Annotated in this window: 22 protein-coding genes; 20 read left to right on the forward strand and 2 right to left on the reverse strand. The window is 40.7% G+C overall.

From position 1 onward, the window contains the following. The first annotated feature begins 432 nt into the window (after positions 1-432). Positions 433-1,248, forward strand: a complete 816-nt coding sequence (locus G602_RS0123180; protein ID WP_026661178.1) for a hypothetical protein — start codon at positions 433-435, stop codon at positions 1,246-1,248. On the opposite strand, the gene G602_RS32280 is transcribed toward G602_RS0123180, so the two are convergent. Beyond that, positions 1,145-1,849 (reverse strand): aldo/keto reductase, encoded by a 705-nt coding sequence (locus G602_RS32280; RefSeq protein WP_442855927.1) that lies wholly within the window; start codon positions 1,847-1,849, stop codon positions 1,145-1,147. The two genes, G602_RS0123180 and G602_RS32280, sit on opposite strands and share 104 nt — an antisense overlap. Here G602_RS32280 and G602_RS31625 point away from each other — a divergent pair. Further along, complete coding sequence (locus tag G602_RS31625; RefSeq protein ID WP_242835709.1) at positions 1,779-1,949, forward strand: hypothetical protein; 171 nt, start codon at positions 1,779-1,781, stop codon at positions 1,947-1,949. The two genes, G602_RS32280 and G602_RS31625, sit on opposite strands and share 71 nt — an antisense overlap. A gap of 1,034 nt (positions 1,950-2,983) precedes the next feature. Here the strand turns inward: G602_RS31625 and G602_RS28195 are convergent. Further along, the gene (locus G602_RS28195) at positions 2,984-6,463 is read right to left on the reverse strand and encodes a response regulator (RefSeq protein ID WP_196808761.1); all 3,480 of its coding nucleotides are present in this window, start codon (positions 6,461-6,463) and stop codon (positions 2,984-2,986) included. 199 nt (positions 6,464-6,662) lie between these two features. Between G602_RS28195 and G602_RS0123195 the strand changes: the two genes are divergently transcribed. The 18 genes from G602_RS0123195 (at position 6,663) to G602_RS28210 (ending at position 25,533) form a co-directional block, all read left to right on the forward strand. After that, on the forward strand, positions 6,663-7,841 hold the full coding sequence (locus tag G602_RS0123195) for a glycosyltransferase family 4 protein (protein WP_026661179.1): 1,179 nt from the start codon (positions 6,663-6,665) through the stop codon (positions 7,839-7,841). Positions 7,842-7,898: 57 nt separating this feature from the next. Beyond that, positions 7,899-9,029, forward strand: coding sequence for a glycosyltransferase (locus tag G602_RS0123200; protein ID WP_026661180.1), 1,131 nt, complete (start codon positions 7,899-7,901; stop codon positions 9,027-9,029). Positions 9,030-9,135: 106 nt separating this feature from the next. Beyond that, the gene (locus G602_RS0123205; protein ID WP_026661181.1) at positions 9,136-9,924 is read left to right on the forward strand and encodes an ABC transporter permease; all 789 of its coding nucleotides are present in this window, start codon (positions 9,136-9,138) and stop codon (positions 9,922-9,924) included. Between the two features lie 17 nt (positions 9,925-9,941). Then, entirely contained in the window at positions 9,942-10,697 is a 756-nt protein-coding gene (locus G602_RS0123210) for an ABC transporter ATP-binding protein (protein ID WP_026661182.1), read from the forward strand. Continuing rightward, a complete protein-coding gene (locus G602_RS0123215) occupies positions 10,694-12,652 on the forward strand; it encodes a hypothetical protein (RefSeq protein ID WP_026661183.1) in 1,959 nt (652 codons plus the stop codon). The genes G602_RS0123210 and G602_RS0123215 overlap by 4 nt, the downstream gene beginning before the upstream one ends. A gap of 40 nt (positions 12,653-12,692) precedes the next feature. Next, positions 12,693-13,415: a glycosyltransferase family 2 protein gene (locus G602_RS0123220; RefSeq protein WP_026661184.1), complete on the forward strand. Its 723-nt coding sequence runs from the start codon at positions 12,693-12,695 to the stop codon at positions 13,413-13,415. Between the two features lies 1 nt (position 13,416). Next, positions 13,417-13,791 carry a DUF2304 domain-containing protein gene (locus G602_RS0123225; protein WP_026661185.1) on the forward strand — a complete coding sequence of 125 codons (375 nt, stop codon included), beginning with the start codon at positions 13,417-13,419 and terminating at the stop codon, positions 13,789-13,791. 43 nt (positions 13,792-13,834) lie between these two features. Further along, positions 13,835-15,061: a 6-phosphofructokinase gene (locus G602_RS0123230; protein WP_044933427.1), complete on the forward strand. Its 1,227-nt coding sequence runs from the start codon at positions 13,835-13,837 to the stop codon at positions 15,059-15,061. A gap of 114 nt (positions 15,062-15,175) precedes the next feature. Further along, on the forward strand, positions 15,176-15,331 hold the full coding sequence (rd, locus tag G602_RS0123235) for a rubredoxin (RefSeq protein WP_026510194.1): 156 nt from the start codon (positions 15,176-15,178) through the stop codon (positions 15,329-15,331). Between the two features lie 108 nt (positions 15,332-15,439). Continuing rightward, on the forward strand, positions 15,440-16,093 hold the full coding sequence (locus G602_RS0123240) for a flavin reductase (protein ID WP_026661187.1): 654 nt from the start codon (positions 15,440-15,442) through the stop codon (positions 16,091-16,093). Between the two features lie 67 nt (positions 16,094-16,160). After that, positions 16,161-17,117 carry a glycosyltransferase gene (locus G602_RS29590; protein WP_049945444.1) on the forward strand — a complete coding sequence of 319 codons (957 nt, stop codon included), beginning with the start codon at positions 16,161-16,163 and terminating at the stop codon, positions 17,115-17,117. After that, entirely contained in the window at positions 17,114-18,139 is a 1,026-nt protein-coding gene (locus G602_RS0123250) for a glycosyltransferase (RefSeq protein ID WP_026661188.1), read from the forward strand. Before G602_RS29590 ends, G602_RS0123250 begins: the two co-directional genes overlap by 4 nt. Before the next feature lie 22 nt (positions 18,140-18,161). Further along, the gene (locus tag G602_RS0123255) at positions 18,162-18,977 is read left to right on the forward strand and encodes a glycosyltransferase (protein ID WP_026661189.1); all 816 of its coding nucleotides are present in this window, start codon (positions 18,162-18,164) and stop codon (positions 18,975-18,977) included. Between the two features lie 54 nt (positions 18,978-19,031). Next, on the forward strand, positions 19,032-20,123 hold the full coding sequence (gene gmd, locus G602_RS28205; protein WP_044933472.1) for a GDP-mannose 4,6-dehydratase: 1,092 nt from the start codon (positions 19,032-19,034) through the stop codon (positions 20,121-20,123). Positions 20,124-20,239: 116 nt separating this feature from the next. Beyond that, entirely contained in the window at positions 20,240-22,234 is a 1,995-nt protein-coding gene (locus tag G602_RS0123265) for a DUF2142 domain-containing protein (protein WP_026661190.1), read from the forward strand. Between the two features lie 14 nt (positions 22,235-22,248). After that, positions 22,249-23,073, forward strand: coding sequence for a glycosyltransferase (locus tag G602_RS0123270; protein ID WP_026661191.1), 825 nt, complete (start codon positions 22,249-22,251; stop codon positions 23,071-23,073). A gap of 13 nt (positions 23,074-23,086) precedes the next feature. Beyond that, entirely contained in the window at positions 23,087-24,262 is a 1,176-nt protein-coding gene (locus G602_RS0123275) for a glycosyltransferase family 4 protein (protein ID WP_207638186.1), read from the forward strand. Further along, positions 24,256-25,533, forward strand: coding sequence for a glycosyltransferase (locus G602_RS28210; protein ID WP_049945445.1), 1,278 nt, complete (start codon positions 24,256-24,258; stop codon positions 25,531-25,533). The genes G602_RS0123275 and G602_RS28210 overlap by 7 nt, the downstream gene beginning before the upstream one ends. Positions 25,534-25,552: the final 19 nt, after the last annotated feature.

The raw sequence follows: 25,552 nt of genomic DNA on the forward strand, positions 1-25,552 counted from the left end.
TGAACAGAGATACAATTAAGGTAATCCAATAGATTTAAAGAGGAAAATATGGGTGAATTACATAGCATAACAGGGAAACCAATATTCCAAAATGGTAATAACGGGTGAACTGTATACGTAACCTGGTATCCAAAATAAAAAAAGTAATATCACTGGATGAACCAAGTTTCAAAAAAGTACATTTTGCAGGACAAATGCCATAATAGTGAATGAAACAGACACAAATAATAATAGAGCAACATATACGAATAATAAATCAACAGATGAAAATAAGGGTAATTAATTGAAGATGATTGATAAGTAATAATAATACAAAAAATCGTTTAACAAAAACCATATCCATGGTATAATATTCGAGTACGAACTACTACATGTTGTGGTTGGTACGGGAGTGCAAATGGTATGATTTGAAGAGTTTTGTTGGGGTGAGTCATGGACTACGATTATCTGTCTTCAATAGTTTCCAATTACAGCAACCTGACATCACTGAGTACGCTTGGGGGAAGTGCACTTGGTGGTAGTACTGCTTTGAAGGGAGTGTCTTCATTACTGAATTCCGGAAGCGCGCTGGATTCACTTGATAACACTAGCTCTCTTGTGGGAGCCAATACCTTTTCAGCTATTCTTGAAGCTGCTATGAAGGCCGGCAGAACTGGGGATGACGCCGGAGATACAGCTTCAGGCAATTTGAGTTCAGTAGCGGAGATTGCGACAGGACTGCTGACGAAGGCTACAGAGGGGGATTCCACTGATGTAGCAACGAATCTGTCGGATGAGGCTGCGCAGAAGCTGGTAGGTATTGCCGGAGCAGGCACAGATGCTGCATTTGAGGGAGAGGCCAGAAGCAATATGATCCTTCAGAATTATCTTTACACAGCGATGATGAAGGATTCACTGGAGAACTCCCTGACTGAGAAGGCAGATTTTACGTCCGGACTTTTTTCAGAACTTGCCGTAGGCGGTGAGGACGAAGATGGTACTTCGGCGCTTAGCTCACTTAAGGACAGCACATTAGGTGCTATCGGTAACTATTCGTCATATAAGACGCTACTTGATAATACAAATCTTGATGAGCTTGCAGATGATGTGGTTTCATCATACGACGGACAGGGATCACTTCTTCGAGAGATGCTTAGCAGCTTATCTAGCGAACTAAAGAATACTTCAGCTTCTGAAGCAACTCAGGAACACAATAGAAGTTTCGACTCACATCTAAGGCTTCGATCCGCTTCATATCGTCGGGCGTGAGATGAATGTGCTCAAGGTGAATGTTCCTCTGAATATGATCAGGATTTGAAGATTTTGTTATGAAAACATGCCCCATCTGTTCATGCCAACGCAATATAACTTGCGGTACAGTTGTATGATGGGCTGTTGCAATATCCATTAGAATTTCATTATTTAATAAAAGTGGGTTTCCGTGACCAAGCGGATACCATGCTTCTAGCTGAATGTTTTTCTCATTCAGCTTTTTTTGTATGTGTTTTTGGTGTAAAAAAGGATGGCATTCTATTTGATCAATGACAGGACGAATGTTTGCAATGCTGCACAGCTCGTCTATGGATCTTTCTGTAACAAAATTGCAAACACCTATGGATCGCGCAAGTCCCTCATCTACTGCTTTCTCCATTTCCTTCCATGCATTCTGCCATTTTGCCATAATCGGAGTCGTGAGTAAAAGCAGGTCGACGTAGTCAGTTCTGAGTCTTTTTAGTGTGCGTTCAAGAGACTTGCGAGTGCGACATTTATTGTAATATGAAGGTGGTATTTTTGCGGTTATGAAAAGTTCAGATCTGTCCACCGGGGATTCAGATATAGCCAGGCCGACAGAGGCTTCGTTCAGATACATTGGTGAAGTATCAATCAGCCTGATGCCTGAGTTGATGGAGTACAAAACTACCTGCTCGCAAATATCAGGATCAGCCAGATTCCTGGTTCCTATTCCCTGAACGGGCATTTCTATTTGAGTGTTTAGAAGAACTGTCTGCATAATGTATCCTCTAGGGGTAATCAAACTGTATATGGAAGGATGATATTAAATATTTCTCACGGGTAAAAATTGTAGCAAGGGTACCACTTTTAGTTAATAGTTGCCGATATGAATATATTTGTTCGCGGGTATACTTATCGGTTCTATGTCAGTAATTCCCGCAGAGTTCAGAATTAAGTCTATACAACGCAGAATGATTTCGCTGATCTATTTATTGTCCCAAAATCGGTTAAATCTATGTTTACGCTTGTTCAGCATCAGTTAAGTCTATGTTGATGATTATTCAGGATTAGTTAAGCATATATGATTGTTCAGAAACAGTTAAGCATATATGATTATTCAAGAACAGTTAAGTCTACATTGATGCTTGTTCAAGGATCGACGTAATTGAAATTTAAGGGTTAGACCAATAAATCTTTTATTATACTTTTTGACTGATGCATTTCGGCTTGCGGCAATTATGCTTACTGCATGAGTTACGTCTGTTCGCGAACAATTATGAATTTAGACGTAAGCAAAATTTAGTTGGTGAACCAACACTTGAATTCTGATAACTATTGACGTAAATGTATAGATTTGTAAAATTTATTATTCTATGCATTTTACGTCTATTCACAATGATATTATCTCATTGGTATATTACCCTTATTTTACGGTAGACCATAATCTATTTTTTTGATTCCGTTGACTGAATTACACTGGCTTGCGGTAACAAGCTCTCTTAATAAGTTACGTCTATTTGCGAACAAATCAGTCCTTGGGAATAACCATCATTTTCGGGTTAAAACAATTTGCTCTCAAATGCGCCTTCTGACGTAACCAATCTCTTCCTAAAACGTATAGTCCTTCGATTTTCCTCAGTAAATCAATAACCGGACATGGACCAATATTTTCTGTAAGAAAATATAATTTGTTCGGGAGTAGACGTAACTCATGCAGTAAGCATAATTGCCGCAAGTTGAAATGTGTCAGTCAAAAAGTGCACTAATCAAACTATCCCAGTACCTCCAACAACTTTTCTCTATCAACATCTGCCAGATACTTTCCTACAATTCGGTATTTCTCGACCATATCCTCAGGAATAGAGTAGCCTTCCAGCATCTTATAGATTACGGAAGCGTTATCATAATCGAAGGCTTCCATAAGCTCGCGGATGTTACTGAAAGCAGATTCCAACTCATCTGCAGGAATTTCAGGACGGGAGTCAGTATCATTCTGTTTGGAATTCTTTCCTTCAACACCAACTGGCAGATTCTCGGTAGTATTCCCTCCAACACCAACTGGCAGGTTCTTGGTAGCACTTCCTTCATCTCCACCAAGTAGTTTCTCATCAGCATTACCTTCACCATCATCACTACGGAGGTTCGAGGTAGAGCTTATTCCCAAGAAATCCATATAATCCTTAATCATCTTTATAATTACAACAGTTCCTTCATGAATTCTTGTGTCGTTATTACCAGCCCCATCACCGCTTGAATGGCCATCATCAGCCCCACTATTACTTGAATGAACATCACCGGAACCATCTGTACTTAAACCATCATTACTTAAACCATCAATACTTACGCCATTATAGCTGCCATTTTCCCCATTCCTTGATAGCCACTCATTTCCCTGCATCTCCAGAAGTTCTGCCTGTTTTGACAGTTCACCGGCGCCAATGATCCGCGCAGAACTCTTCAAAGAGTGAACCTGGATAGTGAAATTCTTTATATCACCGGCAGCCTCATACTCAGTAATCATCCTAAGCTTATCAGGAAGATGTAGCTTAAAATCCTCAATAACTTCAAGTGCAAGATCTTCACCGCCGCAATTACGTACGGCTTCATCTACATTTATTCCCTTGTAGGACCTGAGCTTTATCATGCTTTCAGACATACGCTCGCCCAAATCTATAATCCCAGAAGATGCATGGTCAGAAAGTCTACTATCGGAACCTTCCACAATCCCGAAAGCAGCACCATTAGAAAGTCTACTATCGGAACCTTCCATAATCTCAGAAACATTATTAGAAGCCATAAACCCAGCATTATCTGCAAGCCTACTGCAATCATCCTCAAGCCTACTACCACCATCCCCATCAGAAGCTTCTGACAACACAACCTTCTCTGAAGGCAGATACTGAATCAGCATGTTCTCTAATCTACCTGGATCTATGGGCTTTGAGAGATAGTCAGCAAAGCCTGACTCCAAATAGAATTCACGGGCACCTGCGACAGCATTAGCAGTAAGCGCAATGCAGACAGTATCAGTATTGAGATTGCTATCCAGATTCTTCATGGCAGCAAGTGTCTCTATTCCGTCCATTTCAGGCATTCTGTGATCCAGGAAAATAAGATCATATTTTTCCTGCTGTACAAGTCTCAGCGCTTCTTTTCCGCTTTCCGCAGTTACCACCTGCACGAGAGTCTGCTTCAGAAGTCCCTTTATTACAGTAAGGTTCATGCTTGTATCATCCACAACAAGAATCTTTGCATCAGGTGCGGTAAAGCTTTCGTGATATTGCTTCTTTATGTTGACGGATTCTTTATAGCGCTTCTCGAAATCGCCGATGGGTTCAGGGTCGCAGACCTTTTGCAAAACGGTGAATGAAAAATCGGAACCTTCTCCATACACGCTTTTGACAACAAGTCTTGTATTCATCATGGCAAGGAGCTTCTTAACTATACTCATTCCCAGGCCGGTACCCTCGATGGTACGATTTCTGATTTCTTCAATCCTCTCAAAGGGAGAGTAGAGCTTCTGGATATCTTCCTCCTTGATTCCAATTCCTGTGTCAGCAACCCGCACGGTCAGAGCTATGAATTTCGATTCCTCGGCGCAGGCAGGTTCAACGCTACCAATTACACCACTATCGACTACATCACCTTCATTTGCTGAACTATCAGTCATGATAACTGAACAATTAATGGACGTCTGATCAATCTCTTCATAGGAAAATTCCAATGTGACGCTACCCTTTTCCGTATACTTCACCGCATTAGTCAGAATATTAGTTGCACACTGCTTAATCCTGATCTCATCACCAAAAAGAAGGTCAGGGATATTCTCATCAACCACAACCTTCAGCTCGAGATTTTTGTCTTTTACACGGGTAATGATCATATTTACAAGATCGTTAATAACAGAGCTTAGGTTGTACTGAACAGGCAGAATCTCCATCTTTCCGGCTTCAATCTTGGAGAAATCAAGAATGTCATTAACAAGCGATAAAAGAGTATTCCCCGCGCGCTGGATAGTACTTGCATACTCAAGAGTATGAGCCTCATTGCTCTCGCGCAGAATCATCTCATTCATTCCAAGTACGGCATTTATAGGCGTACGTATTTCGTGGGACATATTTGATAAAAAGGATGACTTTGCCTCGCTGGCAGCCTCCGCGATACGAAGGTCTTCCTTAAGCTTTTGCTCTTCCTGAATTCGTTCGATATAACCTGTCACCTCATTTAATGTGATCAGTAGTGAATAATACAAATCTGTAATCTCATCATGTGTGTTTATGCGCTCGCTTTTAATAGTCTGCAGATACTCGGTGCGGTTGTCGTCAGTAGTGTCCGTAAATTTAAGCAGGAAATTAGAAAGTCGACCAATAGTTCCACCGATTTTTGTTTTTGCATAGAAATTAATGGTGGAGGCAATAGGAACTGCAATACTGAGCTCCATGAAAAGCATTTTCACTGAAAAGGCTATGCCATAATCATTGTAAATGAATACAGCATCTTTGCTTAGCTGCTGCGTTTTTAATAAACCATCATTCATCATCATTCGCAGATCAGGGAAAAGAATCCGCGTATAGAAAATTGAAAACGCACCAAGAACAATAGCTTCTGAAATTGCTATAGCAGTAATTTTTACGCTAAGACGTGTCTTTTTTATCGCATTCTGGAAGATGAGATTTTCCACATATTCCCTTGTGTACAAGTATCCGAGAGGGAATATGCCTTTTATAAAATCGGGAGCATAATTAAAAAACAGATATAAGGACAGGCATCCTAAAAAACAAGAAATTGCAGGATCAGTAAGGTGACTGATCATTTTAAAAAATTGACCGGAATTAAAGTCATATTTAATCATCACTTCGATGTTAAGGAATTCAAAAAACAGAAGGACAAAATAGCTAATAAAAAATGCAAGAATTGTCCGTATACGGGTCCTAAACCACCTGTATTGTGAAAACATTGAAAACATAAAGCTTGCAAGCATAAACGGAGTCAGAAGATAGGCATCTTCACCACGTAGAAATAATGCCACAATAAAAAGGAGCTGATACGCATTAAGTGCAAGGAAATATCCAAATAGAGCGCCCATGAAAATGAAGGACAGGGTGGCCATATTAAATCTTAAATTGTGATAATGAATAACAAGGAAATCGGTTACAAAATAAGAAGCCATCATGAGATACAGAAGACCCAGCATAATTAAGATATATATAATTTTGACTATCCATTTGTTCTTGATAAATCTGTAAGGCATAAGCATGAGTCCTCTTAAAGTAGGTCCTAAACAAAGACCGCCTCAGTCTCCACCCTAATCTTAACAGACCGCGATTTTGCCATTCAATTATAGAAATATGTACTTTCCTTAATTTTTTATAAAATCGGAGAAGTATGATAAAATACGTATGTTTAATTTATCGCTCTCATTTTTGGCGCTTAACATACGAGGGGAACCAATGAAAAAGCATCCACTAATCCTGAACGGAAAGATATTTACCCAAAGAGTTACCGGAGTTCAGCGCTACGGCATTGAGATAATAAAACAGATTGATAAACTTGTTCAGCCGGGAGAGGTTATTTTAGCTGTCCCGCGAGATGAACTTAAGACAAGGATTGAACTTAAAAATATAAAAACTGAAATAGTTGGAAAACGGAACGGGAACCTTTGGACGCAGATAGATCTTCCGCTATTTGCATATAAAAGGAGTGGAGAAATACTCACGCTTGGTGGAATTGCGCCGGTAATCAAGCCTGATTATGTGACCGCACATGACATCTCATTTGTGAGGTATCCTGAATCTTATAATAAAATTTTCCGGCTAATGTACAGGTTGGGATACAGACTGACCTTGCCCGGAAGTAAGAGGATAATCACTGTTTCAGAGTTCAGTAAAAATGAACTTATGAGTTATTACAAACTGGAAGAAAAGAAATTTGTAATAGCAGGTAATTCTGCAGAACATATTCTTTCTAAAGAAGAAACAGGTATTTACATAGATGAACAGGAAGTTTTATTAAGGCTTGGATTAGACCCTGATGAAAGGTACTACCTGAGTGTTGGCAGTACGAATTTTCATAAAAACCAGGACTTTATTAGTAAACTTGCAAAACTGCATCCTGAAAGGAAATTTGTTGTTGCAGGTTGTAGCAGTTCAAAATCATTTGAGAATGACTATCTGAACCATGACAAGAAAAGGGATTCTCATAAAGAAAAACGACACGATGAGGTGCTTCAGGATTCAAACTTTCCTAACCTGATATATACCGGTTATATCTCAGATAATGAGCTGCGAGTTTTATATAAAAATGCCCGTGCCTTCATTTTCCCTTCTCTATATGAAGGCTTTGGAATACCGCCGCTGGAAGCAATTGCCATGGGAGTTACCCGCATCGCACTTGCAGACATTCCGGCATTAAGAGAAATATATTCTGAGGGCTGTTTGTTTTTTGATCCGTATGCCTCTGAAAAGTTTGATTTCGATAAACTGGAGAGGGAGAGCTTTAATTCTGATTCGAAACAAAGAATAGTGAAGAATGATCAGATAAAAGAAACGGATACTGATCTAAGAGATTACTACATGAATAAATACACCTGGCAAAAATCCGCCATAAATATATTGGAAGCAATAAGATAATTTGCGATATTTAGCGTAAATCAGCTAAAACATCGTATAAAGAGGAAACAGATTTTAATGAAAGTTGCAATAGTACATGACTGGTTACCCTTCATGGGTGGCGCGGAGAATGTAATAATAAATATGCATGAGGTTTTTCCGGAGGCACCCATATACACGACCATGTGCAACAGGATGAACATGAGGGGGGCCCTTCGTGATGCTGATATACGCACTACTCACCTTCAGAAGACAAATAAAAAAATGCTTAACCACAGAAGACTTTTTCCTTACATGCCCACTGCCATGGAGAGCATAAATCTTAACGGATATGACGTGGTCATAAGCAGCAGCACCAGCGTTGGAAAAAGCGTAATCACAGGACCTGACACATTGCATATCTGTTACTGCAATACTCCCATGAGATATGCGTGGGAGCAGCGCCACAACTACATCGGATCTCTTACCGGAAAAGGCGCTATGAAAAACAGGATGATATCTTACTTCATGACCTTTATGCGTGTATGGGACTACGCTGCAGCCGCACGCGTGGATGTTTTCGTCGGGAATTCCGTAAATGTGGCAAGGCGCATCCGCAAGCACTATAGAAGAGATGCTTATGTCATTCATTGTCCCGTACGTGCGGGCATGTTTCATATTTCTGAAAATGATGGCGAGTTCTATCTTTGTGTATCAAGACTGCAGGAATACAAGGGAATTGAGCTTGCAGTGAAAGCCTGTACAAAGGAAAATCTCCCCTTATATGTTATAGGGACCGGTCCTATGAAAGAAAAGCTTGAAGCTATGGCAGGCCCCACGGTTACATTTCTCGGCTTTGTAAAGGACGAGGATTTAAGTGACTACTATGCAAGATGTAAAGCCCTCATTTTTCCCGGGGTAGAGGATTTCGGAATCACACCCCTTGAGGCACAGGCCAGCGGAAGACCTGTAATAGCTCTTGGAAAAGGTGGAATACTTGAGACTGTTGTGGAAAATGAAACCGGAGTTTTCTTTAATGAACCTACACCGGAATCCCTGACAGAAGCGATACACAAATTTGAGAAAATGACTTTTGATAAAAAGAAAATCCGCGCTCATGCCATGGAATTTGATGAGAGCGTCTTCAAGGACAGACTGAAAAGATTTGTCGAGGAGCAATACGCCGCCTTCAAAGAAAAGCAACTTGAAGGCATAACTATTTATAAATAAAAAAGCCTTCCCCTCGGGGGGCGCTCAACGTCCGGGGGACGTTGGCTTAGCGTGGACCGAAGTGGAACGTAGACAGGTGGTCCGAAGGACCGGATGAGGGGATTAAATGGAATCAACCCTAGACCGCTTACAAGAAATATATGACTACCGGGAAATGATTTTTACCCAGGTGCACAGAAACATCAGGGGCAGATACAAAGGCTCTGCCCTTGGTTTTTTGTGGACTTTTTTAAATCCTTTATTCCAGCTGATCGTATATACAATCCTCTTTTCCGTAATCATGAGAAACAACATAGAGCAGTACTCTCTTTTTCTATTCGTTACACTGATTCCCTGGATATTCTTTGGAACCTGCATGAGTGAGGGCTGCGGCTGCCTCAGGGATACTGAGGACATGATAAAAAAAGTATACTTTCCAAGAGAAGTAATACCGATTTCATATGTTGTAAGCCAGTTTATAAACATGCTCCTATGCTTCACCATAGTGTTTGCAGCACTGTTTATAGCAGGAAGAATCACGAATCCTGCAGTATTCATATATCTGCCGCTTATCATGATGATAGAATTCTCCCTTGCGCTGGGACTTGTGTTTATATTCAGCGCCTGGGCGGTGTACCTGCGTGATGTAAAGTATATGCTTTCAATTATTACCATGGCATGGCAGTTCATGACACCCGTTATGTATTCTGTGGACATGATTCCCGGAAATCTTGTAAAGATATTTTACTTAAACCCCATGACATCGGTGATTGTGGCATACAGAGACATCCTCTACTACCAGCAGACACCGGAGATCGATACGCTTGCCATCGCCTGCGTCATGGGGGCAGGATTCCTCATCATCGGCTGGCACCTATTTAACAAACTAAAGCGCAAGTTTGCCGAGTATCTGTAATTACAACAGGAGCCAAAATGCAAGACGAATATTCAATAGAAGTAGACAATATAAAAAAGAGTTTCAAGGTCTTCTATGACCGGGGCTTTACCCTGAAGGAAGCCTCTCTTTTCAAGAAAAGGCGAAGCTACGAAACACGCACCGTAATTGACGGTCTTAGTTTCAAGGTGAAAAAGGGCGAAGCAGTCGCGCTCATAGGTCATAACGGCTGCGGGAAAAGCACAACTCTCAAAATGTTGACGCGAATCCTTTATCCCGATTCCGGAACCATAACCATGCATGGCAGGGTATCCAGCCTTCTGGAGCTTGGGGCCGGTTTTCATTCGGATATGACGGGAAGGGAAAATATCTTCATAAACGCAGCTATATTCGGGCTCACACATAAGGAAATCAAGGCAAGAATGGATGATATCATAGAGTTTTCCGAGCTTGGGGAGTACATCGATAATCCGGTCAGAACCTACTCCTCGGGAATGTACATGCGTCTTGCATTTGCGGTTGCCATAAACGTTGACGCAGACATACTTCTCATTGATGAGATACTTGTTGTGGGTGATGCGGCTTTTCAGGAGAAATGCTTTTGCAAGCTGGAAGAGATCATAGAACGCGGAACGACAATAGTTCTTGTGTCTCATGAACAGCAGCAAATTGAGAGAATCTGCAACAGATGCATCTGGATATGTGACGGAAAAGTTAAGGCAGAAGGAAAACCAAGTGAGATAAATCCTATGTATCTGGAGTATCTTGCAAAGAGAGAAAAAGACCTGAAATGAAACAAAGGATCAGATTAACAAAAAAAGAGAAAATCGTTTTTATGGTAGTTGTTGCAATACACACATTGCTACTGTATCTGTTGTCCAATTACAGCAAAGCCATGGAAACCTATGCAGACGAACTTGTCTATTATGATATAGCGAAAAGTATCTTTGAGGGGACAGGCTTTTTGCTTCATGGAGTGGACCTTAATTTTTCCAAGCTTGCTTACTCATTTGTGCTTCTGCCAACTTTCCTTATCAGTGATGTGTCCCTGCGTGTTCATTCGATAATGCTGATTAATTCTCTTCTTATGTCTGTTCCGGTTCCGCTTACTTATCTTATGTGCAGAGAACTGAACGTGAAGAAAAACTATTGCATCATGGCTGCAGCACTGATTTGCTTCTGGCCTGATATAGTTATCTCCGGAACCTTCATGTCGGAGAATCTTTTTTTTCCGCTTTCGGTTTTGTGTTTTTATTACATACTGCTTTCTTATAAATATAAAAAGAGAAAGTTCTTCCTGATGATTATTATCCTTTCCATTTTCGCATATTTCACCAAGGAAATCGGAATCTGTGTGATATTAAGCTATGTGGCAGCGGAGATGATATCTGTTATAATCAGCCGGGTATCAGACAAGAAAACGCAAAGCATGCATAAACATGAGATGCCATCGGAGTCAAAGAAAAAGACTCTGCCGGGTGCAAGAAAAATATACGGAGTATCTCAAATTATCTTTGCCATCATGGCGGCTATAATTGCATATTTCACCATACGACTTATATTCTTCGGAGGACTGTCCAATTCATATATTGCAAGCGGCGCGATGGACTTCTCGTATTATGCTGACGGCCACGCGGTACTTTATTTGGTATATGCGATTCTGTATTATCTGGCTGCAGTCACACTTGCGTTTTTTGTCCTTCCTGTCATCATGCCGGTTTTAGGATATAAGAGACTTACCACTGAAGCCAGGAAATTCCTGCTATACACAGTACTTCTCTACCTGGGATCAATACTTGTGATAACAGTGACAATCACTGCAAGAGAGGACTTTGGAAAAATTGTTCCGGCAGTACATTTAAGGTATCTTTCGCAATTATTCGTACCTTTTGTATGTATTTTCTTTGCAGGTTTGTCTAATGATGATAAACTTGAGTCTGGAGATTTAAAGGTGATCATAACTGTTATGATTGCGACAGGCGCTGTTTTTAAGGGCGTATACAATACATGCACCACCGGAAACATAGCGCTTTTGTACATTTATCCGTTAAGGAAGCTTGTACCTGATATGAAAATTGCTTCCGGAGATTTCAAGTTATATCCGGCGGGTGCTGTTACGGCTTGCATTTTTTTGGCAGCGATAATTCTTTTTTTCTGTATCGGAAGAAAGAATAAGCCCGGTGCAATTATGCTCTTTTTTACTGGAACGCTTCTCTTATCTGCTGTAAACATAGGCGTGGGATTAAGAAATGTCTACGACACCTATAACGTGGATGATGAACTGATTGCAGAGATGGTAGAGATAGATGATTATTTCAGGAAAAATGATCTGGATAAATCTAAGGTCGCTTTTGTGGATGACAGTCAGTTTTCAAAGGAAACTAAGGTGTATGATCTTTATTTCAGGTCGGCTGATAAGGAGTATATGATCCTTGGCGAAGACATAGGAGATGTATTGGAATACCAGGTGCAGCAGGCTTTGAAGCAGGATGAAAATATGTCCGGCGAGATTGCTTCTATAGTATTAACAGAACCTGTCTGGAGAAATACATACACGCCGGAGACTATTGACTATATAATTATTAGCAGAAATAATGAAGCGATACTACAGGAAGTATTGGCTGATATGGAGTTTACAAATGATACTGAATGTGAAAAAACAGAACTGACCCAATCAGGTTCTCTGGATTTTACATTAATTCCGGAAATATCCGGCAGCAGGTATGCTGTTTATAAAATATCAAGATAGGCCTGCTCTTTTTATAATAACAAGTTACAGAAGGAAAATAATGGGAACAACAAACAAGAAATCCGATGTGCTGATAATTATTCCGGCATATAACGAAGCGGAGAATATTGAAAATATCATAGATGAGATTACCACCGGATATCCGCAGTATGACTACGTGGTCGTCAACGATGGCTCTTCTGATGGCACTGCGAAGATTCTGAAAAAACGTGGATATAATCATATTAACTGTCCTATAAACCTTGGAATAGGCGGAGCAATACAGACAGGATACAGATATGCCAAGGAGAAGGATTACAGGATTGCGGTTCAGATTGATGGTGACGGACAACACGACCCCGCATATATCGAAGAAATTATTACACCTATCATTGAAGGAAAAGCTGATTATGTAATCGGATCAAGATTTGTCAACAAAGAAGGCTTTCAGAGCTCCGTAACAAGGAGAATGGGAATTAAGTTCCTGAGCGGACTGATAACAGTGCTCTGTTTTCACAAGGTGAAGGATGTAACCAGCGGTTTCAGGGCAGTAAATAAATTTTTCATAGATGTATTTGCTGATAATTACCCGATTGATTATCCGGAGCCGGAGGCTATAATGGATGCCGTGATGCGAAGGAAAAGAATCCTTGAGCTCCCCGTCATCATGCGCGAGCGTGAGACAGGAAAAAGCTCCATAAATTTCAAAAGATCCATATATTATATGATAAAAGTAACCCTCGATATTATTGTTTGCCGTATCAGCTATGGTATAAGGAGATAGTATGAACCAAATAATACCAACAAGACTGACGATTGTACTCATTGTTGCCATCGTCAGTTATTTCATCATAATTCTTTCACTGCTTAAGCACAGGAAGCTCAACATGAAATACACACTTCTGTGGTTGTTTACAGGTGTGGTATTTCTGGTTCTGGTCCTGCATCCGATGATTCTCGTATACTTCCTTAGGTTGTGCGGAATTACCGGAACGATGAACGGATTATTCATTTTGCTTATTGGGTTTCTTATTATGCTTGTGTTATCACTTACAAGCATAGCATCCCGTCAGGCAGGAAGAATAACCAAGCTCATCCAGACGCAGGGACTTCTGGAGAAGAGAGTGAGGGAATTGGAGGAAAAGTTGGAGGAAAAATAAACTGTCAATTGCCGACAAGGCGCAAAACGAGGAGAGAGAAAATTTGTCTAACACTAAAAATGTAATCGTTGCACAGTCAGGCGGTCCCACTTCCGCAATAAATGCCAGCCTGGCAGGAGTTTTACAGGGAGTTATTGATTCTTCTGAGTACTCTGTTTGCTATGGTGCAGTAAACGGAATAATGGGTGTGCTTGGTGAGAACTATTTAGACCTGACAAAAAAGGCTGGAGAGAATGAAGGATTTATTGATGTCCTGAAAAAGACTCCGGCTATGTACCTTGGAAGTTGTCGTTTTAAGCTTTCTGACTATAAGGATGATGATTCCCAGTATGCTTTCATTTTTTCCCAGTTTGAAAAGCTGAATATAGGAGCATTTTTCTATATTGGCGGGAACGACAGCATGGATACAGTCCTGAAGCTGTCGGAGTATGCAAAAAGGATCGGATCCGATGTCAGGATAATTGGCATTCCGAAGACTATAGATAACGACCTGTGTGTAACAGATCACACACCTGGCTTTGGTTCTGCAGCAAAATATATTGCAACCTCTGTACTAGAGATTGCACATGACACGGCAATATATCCTATTAAGTCGGTAACCATTGCTGAGATTATGGGACGTGATGCAGGGTGGCTGACTGCTTCGGCTGCGCTTGCCCGTAATGAATATACAAAGGCTCCGCACCTCATATATCTCCCTGAGGTGAGCTTTGATAAAGAGGCATTTTTGGATGATGTGAGACGAGAGCTTGAGGCTAACGACAATGTTGTCATTGCTGTCTCTGAAGGAATAAGGGATAAGGATGGCAATTATATTACAGCCAGTGAGTCTGCTATCGACAGCTTCGGACATCAGCAGCTTTCAGGAGCAGGTAAGGCACTGGAATTTTTAATAAAAGAAAATATTGAAGTTAAGGCAAGATCAATAGAGGTTAATATTCTTCAGCGCTGCGCAGCTCACTGCCTTAGTGCGACAGATATTGACGAATCCTTTAAGCTTGGACAGAAGGCAGTCGAGCTTGCGGGAAATGGTGAGACAGGATGCATGGTTGTACTTACGCGACTCAGTAATAGCCCATACACCGTTGAGTATGGTTTTGAGTCAATTAAAAATATCGCGAACGAAGTAAAGGCTGTTCCGAGAGAATGGATTAATGAAGCAGGTAATGACATAAAAGAGGAGCTTGTGGAATATCTTAAGCCCCTTATTCAGGGTGAGGTCTTGGTTGAATATAAGGATGGACTTCCCCGATATGCAGACATAATATAAAACGTATACGCAATTTTATTGTTTATAAAATGATTATAATTGTTTTGTCTTTTGCATGATATAATATACATGTTAACGTAATTTTGCATTTTTTCTTAGGGAAGGAGCTTTTCTATGAAGTATGTATGCGGTACATGTGGTTATGTTTATGATGAGGCAGCAGGTGATCCCGATAACGGAATAGCACCCGGAACAAAGTGGGATGATCTCCCTGCAGATTTTGTTTGTCCGCTCTGTGGAGTAGGTAAGGACGAATTCAAACCTGAATAATAAGTTTCAGAAAAGGTATGTAGTCAGTAGATGGCATACCTTTTCATATTATTTTGGAAAATCCAATGGAGAACATGCACCGGGAAAGGAGCTGGGATTATGGCAGAGATGAATACCAAGGCTATGTTTAAGTTATCATACGGATTATATGTATGCACTGCAAAACGTGGTGATAAGCTTAATGGCTGTATAATTAATACTGCGATTCAGGTTGCTTCAGAGCCTAATCGTATTTCGATAGCAGTGAATAAGGCTAACTTCACGCATGATATGATTAAGGAGACCGGAGTTTGCAATGTTTCGGCGCTTAGTACGGACGCAACCTTTGATATTTTCAAGCATTTTGGCTTCCAGTCGGGCAGGGATGTGAACAAATTTGAAGATGCAGATAATTCCGGTAAAATTGCAGAGGGTAAGATTTCATACAAGATTGCTGAGAATGGAGTTCCGTATGTTGAAACCGGAACTAATGCGTACTTTTCATTAAAGGTAGAGCAGATGGTGGATCTTGGTTCACATACACTGTTCATCTGTGAACCTACAATGATGGATGTACTTGCAGATACTTCCTCCTGCACCTATGATTATTATCAGAATAATATTAAGCCAAAGCCTCAGGCAGTCGGTACTACCCCTAAGGGCGAGACGGTATGGCGCTGTGTCATCTGCGGCTATGAGTGGGTAGGAGAGGAGCTTCCGGACGATTTCATCTGTCCTATATGTAAGCATCCTAAAGCAGATTTTGAAAAAATAGTCAGATAATAAATAGTGCCTGCCACTATTAAGCTTTTTAATGGTGACAGGCATTTTTATGGAATAAGAGTGGAAAATGATTAACGTACTAATGTGCACATATAATGGGGAAAAATACATAAGGCAGCAGCTGGACTCAATACTGGGGCAGACTTATCAGGATTTTTGCCTGTATATAAGAGATGATGGCTCAACTGATTCAACGCCTCAAATAGTGGATGAATATGTAAGATTGAATCCGAACAAGGTAAAGATAATTCGTAAAGCGGAGCACCTTGGTTATCCGGATTGTTTTTGGGATATACTTGAAAAATGTGATGATGCTGATTATTATGCATTTAGTGACCAGGATGATGTGTGGGATGAGCACAAACTTGAATATGCTGTAGCGAAGCTGAACGGATCCGGTAACGGTGATCCGCATGCAGAGACGGATAATGGAAAAAAATTGCCGCTGCTTTACATACACGACTATGATAACTGCAACGGAAACCTTGAGCTTATCAGTAACCACCGCCTTGGGAGCACATCAGTATTTGATAAAATGAGCGTCTTGTTTTACACCTATGCATCAGGCTTTTGCATGGTTATAAATAACGGGATGAGAAAACTTCTCCTAAGTCAGAATCTTGTGGGGAAAGCTATGTACCATGATGAGCTTTGCATCTGGACTGCGTTTTTTCATGGAAAGATCATATACGATGACAGGAATCTTACGAAGTACAGGCGCCATGAGGCCACCTACACAGAGTATGGAAACGGCGTAGGGACACTTATTTCAAACTGGCTCAGAAGAGAGATATTCGGAGACGAATTTTTATTAAAATGCAGGAGAATACGTACTTTCCTTTCTTTGAAGGAAATACGCCCTTCTGAAAAGAATATATGCAGGGACTGGCTGCTTCTTTCCGGTGGCAGAATGACACCAATAAGATATGTTAGGAGGCTGTGCTGGCCTCATAGACTAAGACCATCCCTTGGAGGAGAGGTGGCTCTGAGAATAATGTTTTTCATGAACCGCGGAGTAAAATGAAGAAAGTTTCAGTAATAATTCCAATTTATAAAGGGAAAAAATACGTAAACAAAATATTTGAGCAGATTGAGCAGCAGACCTGTAAAAATCTGGAAGTTATTTTTATTGATGATGGTTCTGGTGATGGCTCTGCGGAAGTAATTGCTGATAAGATAGCAGAAATAGAAGATAAAGCAGCTTTAAATACAGAGAGTTCTGGCAGTTACACTTCCGAAAACTGTTATAAGATTATCTCACAGTCCAACACGGGACAGGGCGGTGCGAGAAACCGTGGTATAGAGGAGTCAACCGGAGATTATCTGCTTTTTATGGATCAGGATGACTATATAAAAAGTGATTATATTGAGAGGCTTCTTGAAATTGCGGAGCGGGATATGTGCGACATAGTTATTTCAGGCTATGAGCATGTGACGCCGGAAGGTGGGATCCGCGAACATGTCGAACTTGTAAATAATGATTGGTGCCGCTTTATGAACATCACACCCTGGGGTAAAATATACCGCAGGGATTTTGTTGTTCGTGAGAATATCAGATTTCTTCCGGTTCCCCTCGGCGAGGATATTTACTTTAACGTTCTTTCCTATTCTCATGCCGGGAAGGTATCCTACACTGACTATGTGGGATATCAGTGGGTCATAAACGATGCATCCGTATCAAATACCGTCCATAAATCTGTCAGCGAGGAGTCAGATATTCTGATACTTTTTGACGAGCTTGCTAAGATGGATACGTCAGGTAAATGGATGAGAGATGAGACCTTTAGATTTTTTATGTTGAAAACCGGAATCTTTCATATTCTGTATGCTGCAAAGGCTACGCCCTATAAGCGCCTTTTGCAGTACCGTACCGACATTTTTAAATGGCTGAATACTCGTATGCCCGGGTCGGAGAATAATAAGCTTGTAAGCTGGAACGGTCCCGAGGGTGAGCGTGCAGGAGTGCGCCATGCGATATATATATACATGCTTCTTAGGAAAATGCATTTGGATGGAGCTTTTCTTTGGGCATTTCATTTGATTTAGGAGGCTGAAAACTGTTTATAATATGAATAAACAATTTTTTACTGCGCAGGATCATACCTTTACAATCTGCGCGTATGGACAAAGTGAATATATTGAGGAATGTATAAAGTCTGTCATTAGTCAGTCACTGCAGACTAATGTGATAATGTGTACCTCTACTCCTTCGGAATATCTGGAGCTTTTGGCAAAGAAGTATGACATTCCCTATTATATAAATGAGGAAAAGAAGTTTAACAGTGATATCGCTTCCGACTGGAACTTCGCGATCAGCTGTGCCAAGACAAGGCTTGTTACTATAGCGCATCAGGATGATCTTTACAAGGCTGATTTTACAAAAGAGGTAATCGGTCATTTTAATGGAACTGACAGACCACTGATAGCATATACTGATTACGCCGAGCTTCGTAATGGCAGAGAGGTAGCAAATATAAGAAATCTCAAAATCAAGCGTATAATGCTTTTTCCGCTTAGGCCGAGATTTATGTGGAGTTCCAGATTTATGAGAAGAAGAATGTTATCTCTTGGCTCTGCAATATGCTGTCCTTCGGTTACATATGTTCCCGAGAATCTTCCGAAACAGCTTTTTATTCCGGGGTACAAAGGGGGAATAGACTGGCAGGCCTGGGAGAGGTTTTCCAAACTAAAGGGTGAATTTGTTTTCGTAAATAATATACTGATGGTTCACAGAATTCACGATGATTCTGAAACTACCGCACTTATAAACGGGAATACCAGAACTCAGGAGGACTTTGAGATGTTCTGCAAATTCTGGCCCAGGTGGATTGCCAGGATAATAGAACACTTCTATAAAAAGGGTGAGGATTCCAATGAGCTTTAGGTGTGGTATAATAGTGAAGATATTCATAAAGTACTAAATATGAAAGGATTTTTTATGGCTAAAAAAGCGCTTATTACAGGAGTTACAGGACAGGACGGTTCATATCTTGCAGAGCTTCTTCTTGAAAAAGGCTATGAAGTTCACGGCATGATCCGTCGTTCATCTGTTGATTATAGAGAGAGAATTGCACACCTTGAGGGAAGAGAAAACTTCCACCTCCACTATGGAGATCTGGGCGATTCCATGAGTATTGTTGATGTTGTCAGCACGGTAAGACCTGATGAGATTTATAATCTTGCAGCACAGAGTCACGTTCAGGTGTCCTTCAACTCACCTGAGTTTACAGCTGACGTTGATGCTATCGGTGTTCTCAGAGTTCTTGAGGCGGTTCGTCTTTGCGGACTCACCAAGACCTGCCGTATTTATCAGGCATCAACTTCCGAGCTTTACGGAAAAGTTGAGGAGGTTCCTCAGAATGAGAACACTCCTTTCCATCCCTATAGTCCTTATGCAGTAGCTAAGCAGTACGGCTTCTGGATTGTTAAGGAATACAGAGAGGCATACGACATGTTCTGCTGCTCAGGTATTCTGTTTAACCATGAATCCGAGAGAAGAGGAGAGACCTTTGTAACAAGGAAGATTTCTCTTGCAGCTGCACGTATTGCGCAGGGTAAGCAGGATAAGCTCTATCTTGGTAATTTAAGTTCACTTCGTGACTGGGGATATGCTAAGGATTATGTAGAGTGTATGTGGCTTATCCTTCAGAATGATAAGCCTGAGGATTTCGTTATTGCAACCGGTGTACAGCATTCTGTACGTGAGTTTGCAACTCTTGCCTTCCACCATGCAGGAATTGAGCTTGAATGGCAGGGTGAGGAGATGGATGAGAAGGGCATCGATAAGGCTACAGGTAAGGTTGTAGTTGAGGTAAGCCCTGATTTCTACAGACCTACAGATGTCGTTAACCTCTGGGGAGATCCTTCCAAGGCTAAGAAGGAGCTTGGCTGGAATCCTACAAAGACGAGCTTTGAGGAGCTTGTAGAGATTATGGTTAAGCATGATATGGAGAAGGTTGCGGTTGAACGTGCCAGTGAGAGAATAAAAACTAACCTCGCCGAGTATCTTGAGAAGGGCGTTGTAAAGTAATATTTCCATGCAGACGTAGTAAAAATTCCCAACATTTGATATGTTGGGAATTTTTTGATAAATTTCTGATTTGGGGACAAATGATTTACCTGCAGATAGATGTATAGGAGCTGGGAGTGGAAGAAACTAAAAGAAAAAAGCTTTTGGGCTTTGCTATCTTTACAATATTCATAATAGTATCTCTGATTATGACCTATAAGGCGGAGCCTGAGACAAATTTTTATGATCCCGTGAAGGACACCTGGAGCTGGGCTCATAAGCATAATGCCGAAAGCAAGCTTATACTTGACGCGAATAATAATCAGCTTGAAGAGATTTTTCTATGTACTGTTCCTGACCTTAGCAGAATATCTGTGTATATGAAAAAACAGGATACAGCTCCCGATACGGCAGTCAATGTATCCTTGTGGTATGCGGATAATGACGAGCTTGTCAGTTCTAAGTCTTTTTTATCATCAGAGCTTGAGACGGATTCATTTACATCTTTGAAAATGAAGTTTGAAGAGCCTGCTGATTCGGAGAATAAGCTTTTCAGACTTGAAATAGCAGCAGAAAATCTCACACAAGGATATCTGCTTGTTAACGCCAATGTTAAGTATGGACTTGTTAAGTCCTTTAACGGCAATGAATCGGACAGAACAAATATTGTCTATGATATAAAATACGGAAATGCAGAGGGTATAAAGACGCTGTTTGTGCTGCTTGCAGTGTTGTACCTTCTGTTCACGCTACTCGTATATTATTTCTTTATTATCAAAGGATATGATATTGAAAAGGTATTTTGGCCCATTGCCGTATTATATGGAATAATCATGCTTGTTGTGGTGCCTGTAAACGGAGTTCCCGATGAGAGCTGGCATATGGACACAGCATACAAATATTCCAACTACATCATGGGAATCGGAACTACCGGTAACGAAGGGACAATTTTCAAGAGACATTGTGATATTATGCTGACGGATATGCTTCCCAATGATATCGAGACCGGGTCATATTATCAGATGGTATCCGGACTCTGGACTAAGCCGGAAAATACAGAGTTGCAGGAAGTGTCATATTATGACTCCGGTAATCAGGTCACTTTCCTGAATTTTCTTCCTGCGGCGTTGGGACTTAGTTTTGGCAGGCTTTTAGGATTTTCTCCGGTACTGACTTTTCAGTTTGCAAGGTTTTTGAATTTTATCGCCTATGCGCTTCTGATATTTATTGCAGTGAAAATCATTCCCTATGGAAAAGAGCTTATGGCCATGAGTGCGCTTTTGCCTATTCTGGTTCAGCAGGCAGCCTCTTTTTCATATGATGGAGTCCTCATGGGAATGATTTATCTGTTTATCGCTGTATGCATATATCTCATGAAGACTGAAAATGCCGGGATAAAATGGTATGTGCTCTGCACTCTTCTGGTTTGCTATTTAGTGCTTACAAAGGGAGCTGTTTACTCCCCTATAGCTTTACTGCTACTTTTGATAAAACGTCCCACAGCGCTTTCAAAGGTGAAGATATCAGGGAAAAAGGTAGTGGCTATCGTTTTGTTTGCGGTGGCGCTGGTGTTTGCTGTTGTGATCATCAGATTCATGCCGATTCTTGGAAGGATAATACAGGCAGGGGGTGTTTCCACAGGTCCTGAGGATTCTCTTAGCCTTGGCTTTATTTTGGGTAATCCCCTCCATATCCTTATACTGATATGGAATACGATATTTGAGAGTGGGGACAAACTTTTCTTTGGAGCCTTTGGAGGTGTCCTTGGATGGAACAACAGAGAGGTTGTGGCCTTTTTGCCGGTTATGGATTTTGTCGGACTATTGGTTCTGGCAAATTGTATGGGAGGAAAATTTGTAACACCCAAGGTTAGAAAAGTTTTCTTTGCAGGCGGAATTCTTTCCACAGGACTCATTGTATTTGCAATGCTCCTTGCGGAAACAACGTATTCATCGACCTTTGTTGATGGACTTCAGGGAAGATATTTTGTTCCCCAGATATTTATGCTTATTATCAGTATCATATCTGAGAGAATTGATTTAGACAGGACAAATGCAAAAAGTGCTATGACCATGATGCTGACTGTTGATGCAGTTATCATGCTACAGGTATTTGCCGGAGTTGTTGGATAAGAGGAGATATTTTTTTGAACAGAGTTACAGTGGTTTGCTGCTACAACGATTTACAGCAGTTTGAAGATTTGAAAAATGCTTTGGAAAAGCAGTCAGAAAAAGCAGAGCTTTTAGGCATAGATAACAGAGCTTCCGCATTTTCTTCCTGTGCTGCGGCATATAACAGCATAGTAAAAGATATAACAACTCCATACGTTCTGTATTCGCATCAGGATATTATTTTTGAAGATGAGAATAATATAAAGCAGCTTGGTGATTATATTGAAAAAACCGGGACAGATGACATTGTCGGAGTGGCCGGGGTCAGGGTTAGTCCTAAAATTACCTATACAAACATCTTTGATGGACTTAATGAGAAAAAACCTGCCGGGAAACTTAGGGTTGAGGGTTTGGAAGAGTGTGATACTGTAGACGAATGTATTTTTGGCGGGCACTCTGAGTACTTTAAGAAGGAGCCCTTTGATGAAGAAATTTGTAATAACTGGCATTTATATGCCGTAGAGCAGTGTCTTAGAACTAAGCTCAAGGGCAATAAGGTCTGGGTGTGTGATGTGGTACTTTACCATCATTCAGACGGGGAACATAATTATAAGCTTCACGAGAATTTTCGGGAACTTTCCAAAGCATATCATGACAGACTGGATTATATAGTAACTCCGTGCTGCCGTGGATATACAGATGTTTTCAGAAGAAACTGGGGCTTTATTAAGCGAAACAGAAAGATTGGAATATACAGTAATTCAAGGATATTTAATGGCTTTGCAAAGCTTGTAGATAAGCTTGGACAGAAAAACAGAATTATTCATCGCTGCTTATATGGAAAAAGATTTTTTAAATAGGATTCCTGATATTGTGGATAATCATAAAAGAGTTTGCTTTGTAATACAAAGATATGGTGAAAAGGTTAACGGCGGTGCAGAGCTTTTGTGCAGAGAGCTTGCTGAGCGATTAACCCCTTATTATGATGTAGAAGTTCTCACCACCAAAGCAATAGATTATATAACCTGGAAGGATGAATATACGGATAGCTTTGAAATAATAAACGATGTAAAGGTTCATCGCTTTTCGGTAAGGAAAGAGAGACATCTTTGGTGGTTTAACAAGATAAACTGGTTTTGTGTACGTGGTATTCTTCCGGCATTTTTAGAGGAGCTCTGGCTTAAAATGCAGGGACCTTATGTTCCGGAACTTTTGGATTATATAAGAAATCATAAAAATGACTTTGATGTATTTGTTTTTGTGACATATCTGTATTATCCGACAGTGATGGGTATAAGGGAGGTGGCTGAGAAATCAGTTCTTCTTCCTCTTGCACATAACGAACCCTTTTTGGATCTTGGGATCATCAGACCGATTTTTTCTATGGCAAAGGGATTGTTCTATGAAACCAGGGAAGAGTATGAACTTGTCTGCAAAAAATATGGCGAGCTTACTGCAGATTACAGTTTTGGCGGTGCCGGGGTTGATCTGCCAGAGGTGGTAGATGCCGACAGGTTCTATCAAAAATATGGAATAAATAATTACATAATATACGTGGGACGCATAGACAGATGGAAAAACTGTGAGGAACTCTTCGATTTTTTCCGAAGATATAAAGAAGAAAATCCGGGGGATTTAACACTCCTTCTTTTGGGAAAGAGTGTTATTGATATTCCAAAATCTGAGGACATAATATCTCTGGGATTTGTCAGCGAAGAGGATAAGTTTGATGCGATTAAGGGGGCAAATGCACTTGTTCTTCCTTCAAAGTTTGAGAGTTTGTCGATTGTTGTTTTGGAGGCATTTAGCCTCGGAAGACCGGTGATTGTCAATAAAGCATGCGATGTCCTAAAAGGACATGTTGACCGCTCCGGGGGTGGATATGCGTACAGTGATTATGCCGATTTCAGAGTAGGGCTTGAACGTCTGCTTAGGGATAAGGAGCTTAGCGCCTCCATGGGTGATAATGGTAGGAAATATGTTGAGAAATACTTTACCTGGGATGTGATAATTTCAAATCTGAGAGGACTTATAGAAACAGTATGCTGAAAAAAATACTGAAAGCGATTTTTCCATATATATTTCGTGAAAAGCTTCGCGGCGTACTTTTTAAAATAAGATATTTTTTTGTTGGGAGAACGAAAACGGATTATAGTAAATATCCCAACGGAATTAGTCTTATTGGTCATGTGAGAGGAGATTTCGGACTTGGTGAGAGCTGCCGCCTGGTAGCCGGAACCATAGCTTCATCAGAGATTCCGTTTTCGATAAAAAATATTTTTCAGAATAAAAATGCGGCAGAGACTAATGTGTCTTTTGCTGATTTTGAGTCAGAAGAATTAAAGTATAATGTGAATCTGATTCATATAAATCCTAATGAGCTGCTGAGTTTTATTTTAAAAGCAGATAAAAAGGTTTTTGATAACAGATACCAGATTGCATACTGGCTATGGGAACTTCCGGAATTTCCTAAGGAATGGATTTATCAGATAGAAATGTTTGATGAGATATGGACTCCGTCAGAATTTGTGTCAGAGGCTGTCCGCAAGGTGACAAACAAGCCTGTTTATACAGTGCCTTATGCCATGAGTGAGCCGGTAACGGATGGGAAATATGACAGGAATTATTTTGGACTTCCGGATGATAAATTTTTGTATCTGATGTCTTACGACGGACTTAGTAATTCAGAACGTAAAAATCCCGTGGGAGCAATTTTGGCATATAAGGAAGCTTTTTCTAAAGAGTATTTGAATTCACTCTCTGAAGAACATTCGCAGGAATTAAAAGAGGCAGGGCTTATCATTAAGGCAACCCACGCAGAAGATAAGGAGCTTTCACATCTTCGGGAACTTATGGAAGGTTACAAAAATGTCTACATCCTGACCGACAGCTACAGCAAAGAGGAATTTAACAGCCTTATCAAATGCGCGGATGTGTACATTTCCCTGCATCATTCTGAGGGCTTTGGACTTGTCATGGCAGAGGCTATGCTCCTTGGAACACCAACGGTTGCCACTGGCTGGTCGGCCAATGCTGAGTTTATGTCAGAAGATGCATGTTGTATGGTACCTGTAAAAATTGTTGAAATTAAGAAGGAAACTCCGCCTTACCACAAAGGAAATCACTGGGCTGATCCTGATGTTCATGCTGCGGCAAAGTATATAAGACATCTTTACGAGGATAAGGATTTTTATCAGTACAAGAAAGAAGCTGCAGCCAAATATATCAGGGACTGCATGTCTCAAAAGAAAGCGGTATCAGTTATTTGTGAGAGATATTTAAATATAATAGGGATCTTGGATGCGAGGTCTGAGAATTGATACCTGAATCAGGAAAAGG

This window comes from Butyrivibrio sp. AC2005 (genome assembly GCF_000424145.1).
Taxonomy (GTDB): Bacteria; Bacillota; Clostridia; order Lachnospirales; family Lachnospiraceae; genus Butyrivibrio.

Coding starts and splice junctions, on each gene's coding strand:
- G602_RS0123180 (WP_026661178.1), top strand. CDS start 433: ATGGACTACGATTATCTGTCTTCAATAGTTTCCAATTACAGCAACCTG.
- G602_RS31625 (WP_242835709.1), top strand. CDS start 1,779: ATGAAAAGTTCAGATCTGTCCACCGGGGATTCAGATATAGCCAGGCCG.
- G602_RS32280 (WP_442855927.1), bottom strand. CDS start 1,849: ATGTATCTGAACGAAGCCTCTGTCGGCCTGGCTATATCTGAATCCCCG.
- G602_RS28195 (WP_196808761.1), bottom strand. CDS start 6,463: ATGCCTTACAGATTTATCAAGAACAAATGGATAGTCAAAATTATATAT.
- G602_RS0123195 (WP_026661179.1), top strand. CDS start 6,663: ATGAAAAAGCATCCACTAATCCTGAACGGAAAGATATTTACCCAAAGA.
- G602_RS0123200 (WP_026661180.1), top strand. CDS start 7,899: ATGAAAGTTGCAATAGTACATGACTGGTTACCCTTCATGGGTGGCGCG.
- G602_RS0123205 (WP_026661181.1), top strand. CDS start 9,136: ATGGAATCAACCCTAGACCGCTTACAAGAAATATATGACTACCGGGAA.
- G602_RS0123210 (WP_026661182.1), top strand. CDS start 9,942: ATGCAAGACGAATATTCAATAGAAGTAGACAATATAAAAAAGAGTTTC.
- G602_RS0123215 (WP_026661183.1), top strand. CDS start 10,694: ATGAAACAAAGGATCAGATTAACAAAAAAAGAGAAAATCGTTTTTATG.
- G602_RS0123220 (WP_026661184.1), top strand. CDS start 12,693: ATGGGAACAACAAACAAGAAATCCGATGTGCTGATAATTATTCCGGCA.
- G602_RS0123225 (WP_026661185.1), top strand. CDS start 13,417: ATGAACCAAATAATACCAACAAGACTGACGATTGTACTCATTGTTGCC.
- rd (WP_026510194.1), top strand. CDS start 15,176: ATGAAGTATGTATGCGGTACATGTGGTTATGTTTATGATGAGGCAGCA.
- G602_RS0123240 (WP_026661187.1), top strand. CDS start 15,440: ATGAATACCAAGGCTATGTTTAAGTTATCATACGGATTATATGTATGC.
- G602_RS29590 (WP_049945444.1), top strand. CDS start 16,161: ATGATTAACGTACTAATGTGCACATATAATGGGGAAAAATACATAAGG.
- G602_RS0123250 (WP_026661188.1), top strand. CDS start 17,114: ATGAAGAAAGTTTCAGTAATAATTCCAATTTATAAAGGGAAAAAATAC.
- G602_RS0123255 (WP_026661189.1), top strand. CDS start 18,162: ATGAATAAACAATTTTTTACTGCGCAGGATCATACCTTTACAATCTGC.
- gmd (WP_044933472.1), top strand. CDS start 19,032: ATGGCTAAAAAAGCGCTTATTACAGGAGTTACAGGACAGGACGGTTCA.
- G602_RS28210 (WP_049945445.1), top strand. CDS start 24,256: ATGCTGAAAAAAATACTGAAAGCGATTTTTCCATATATATTTCGTGAA.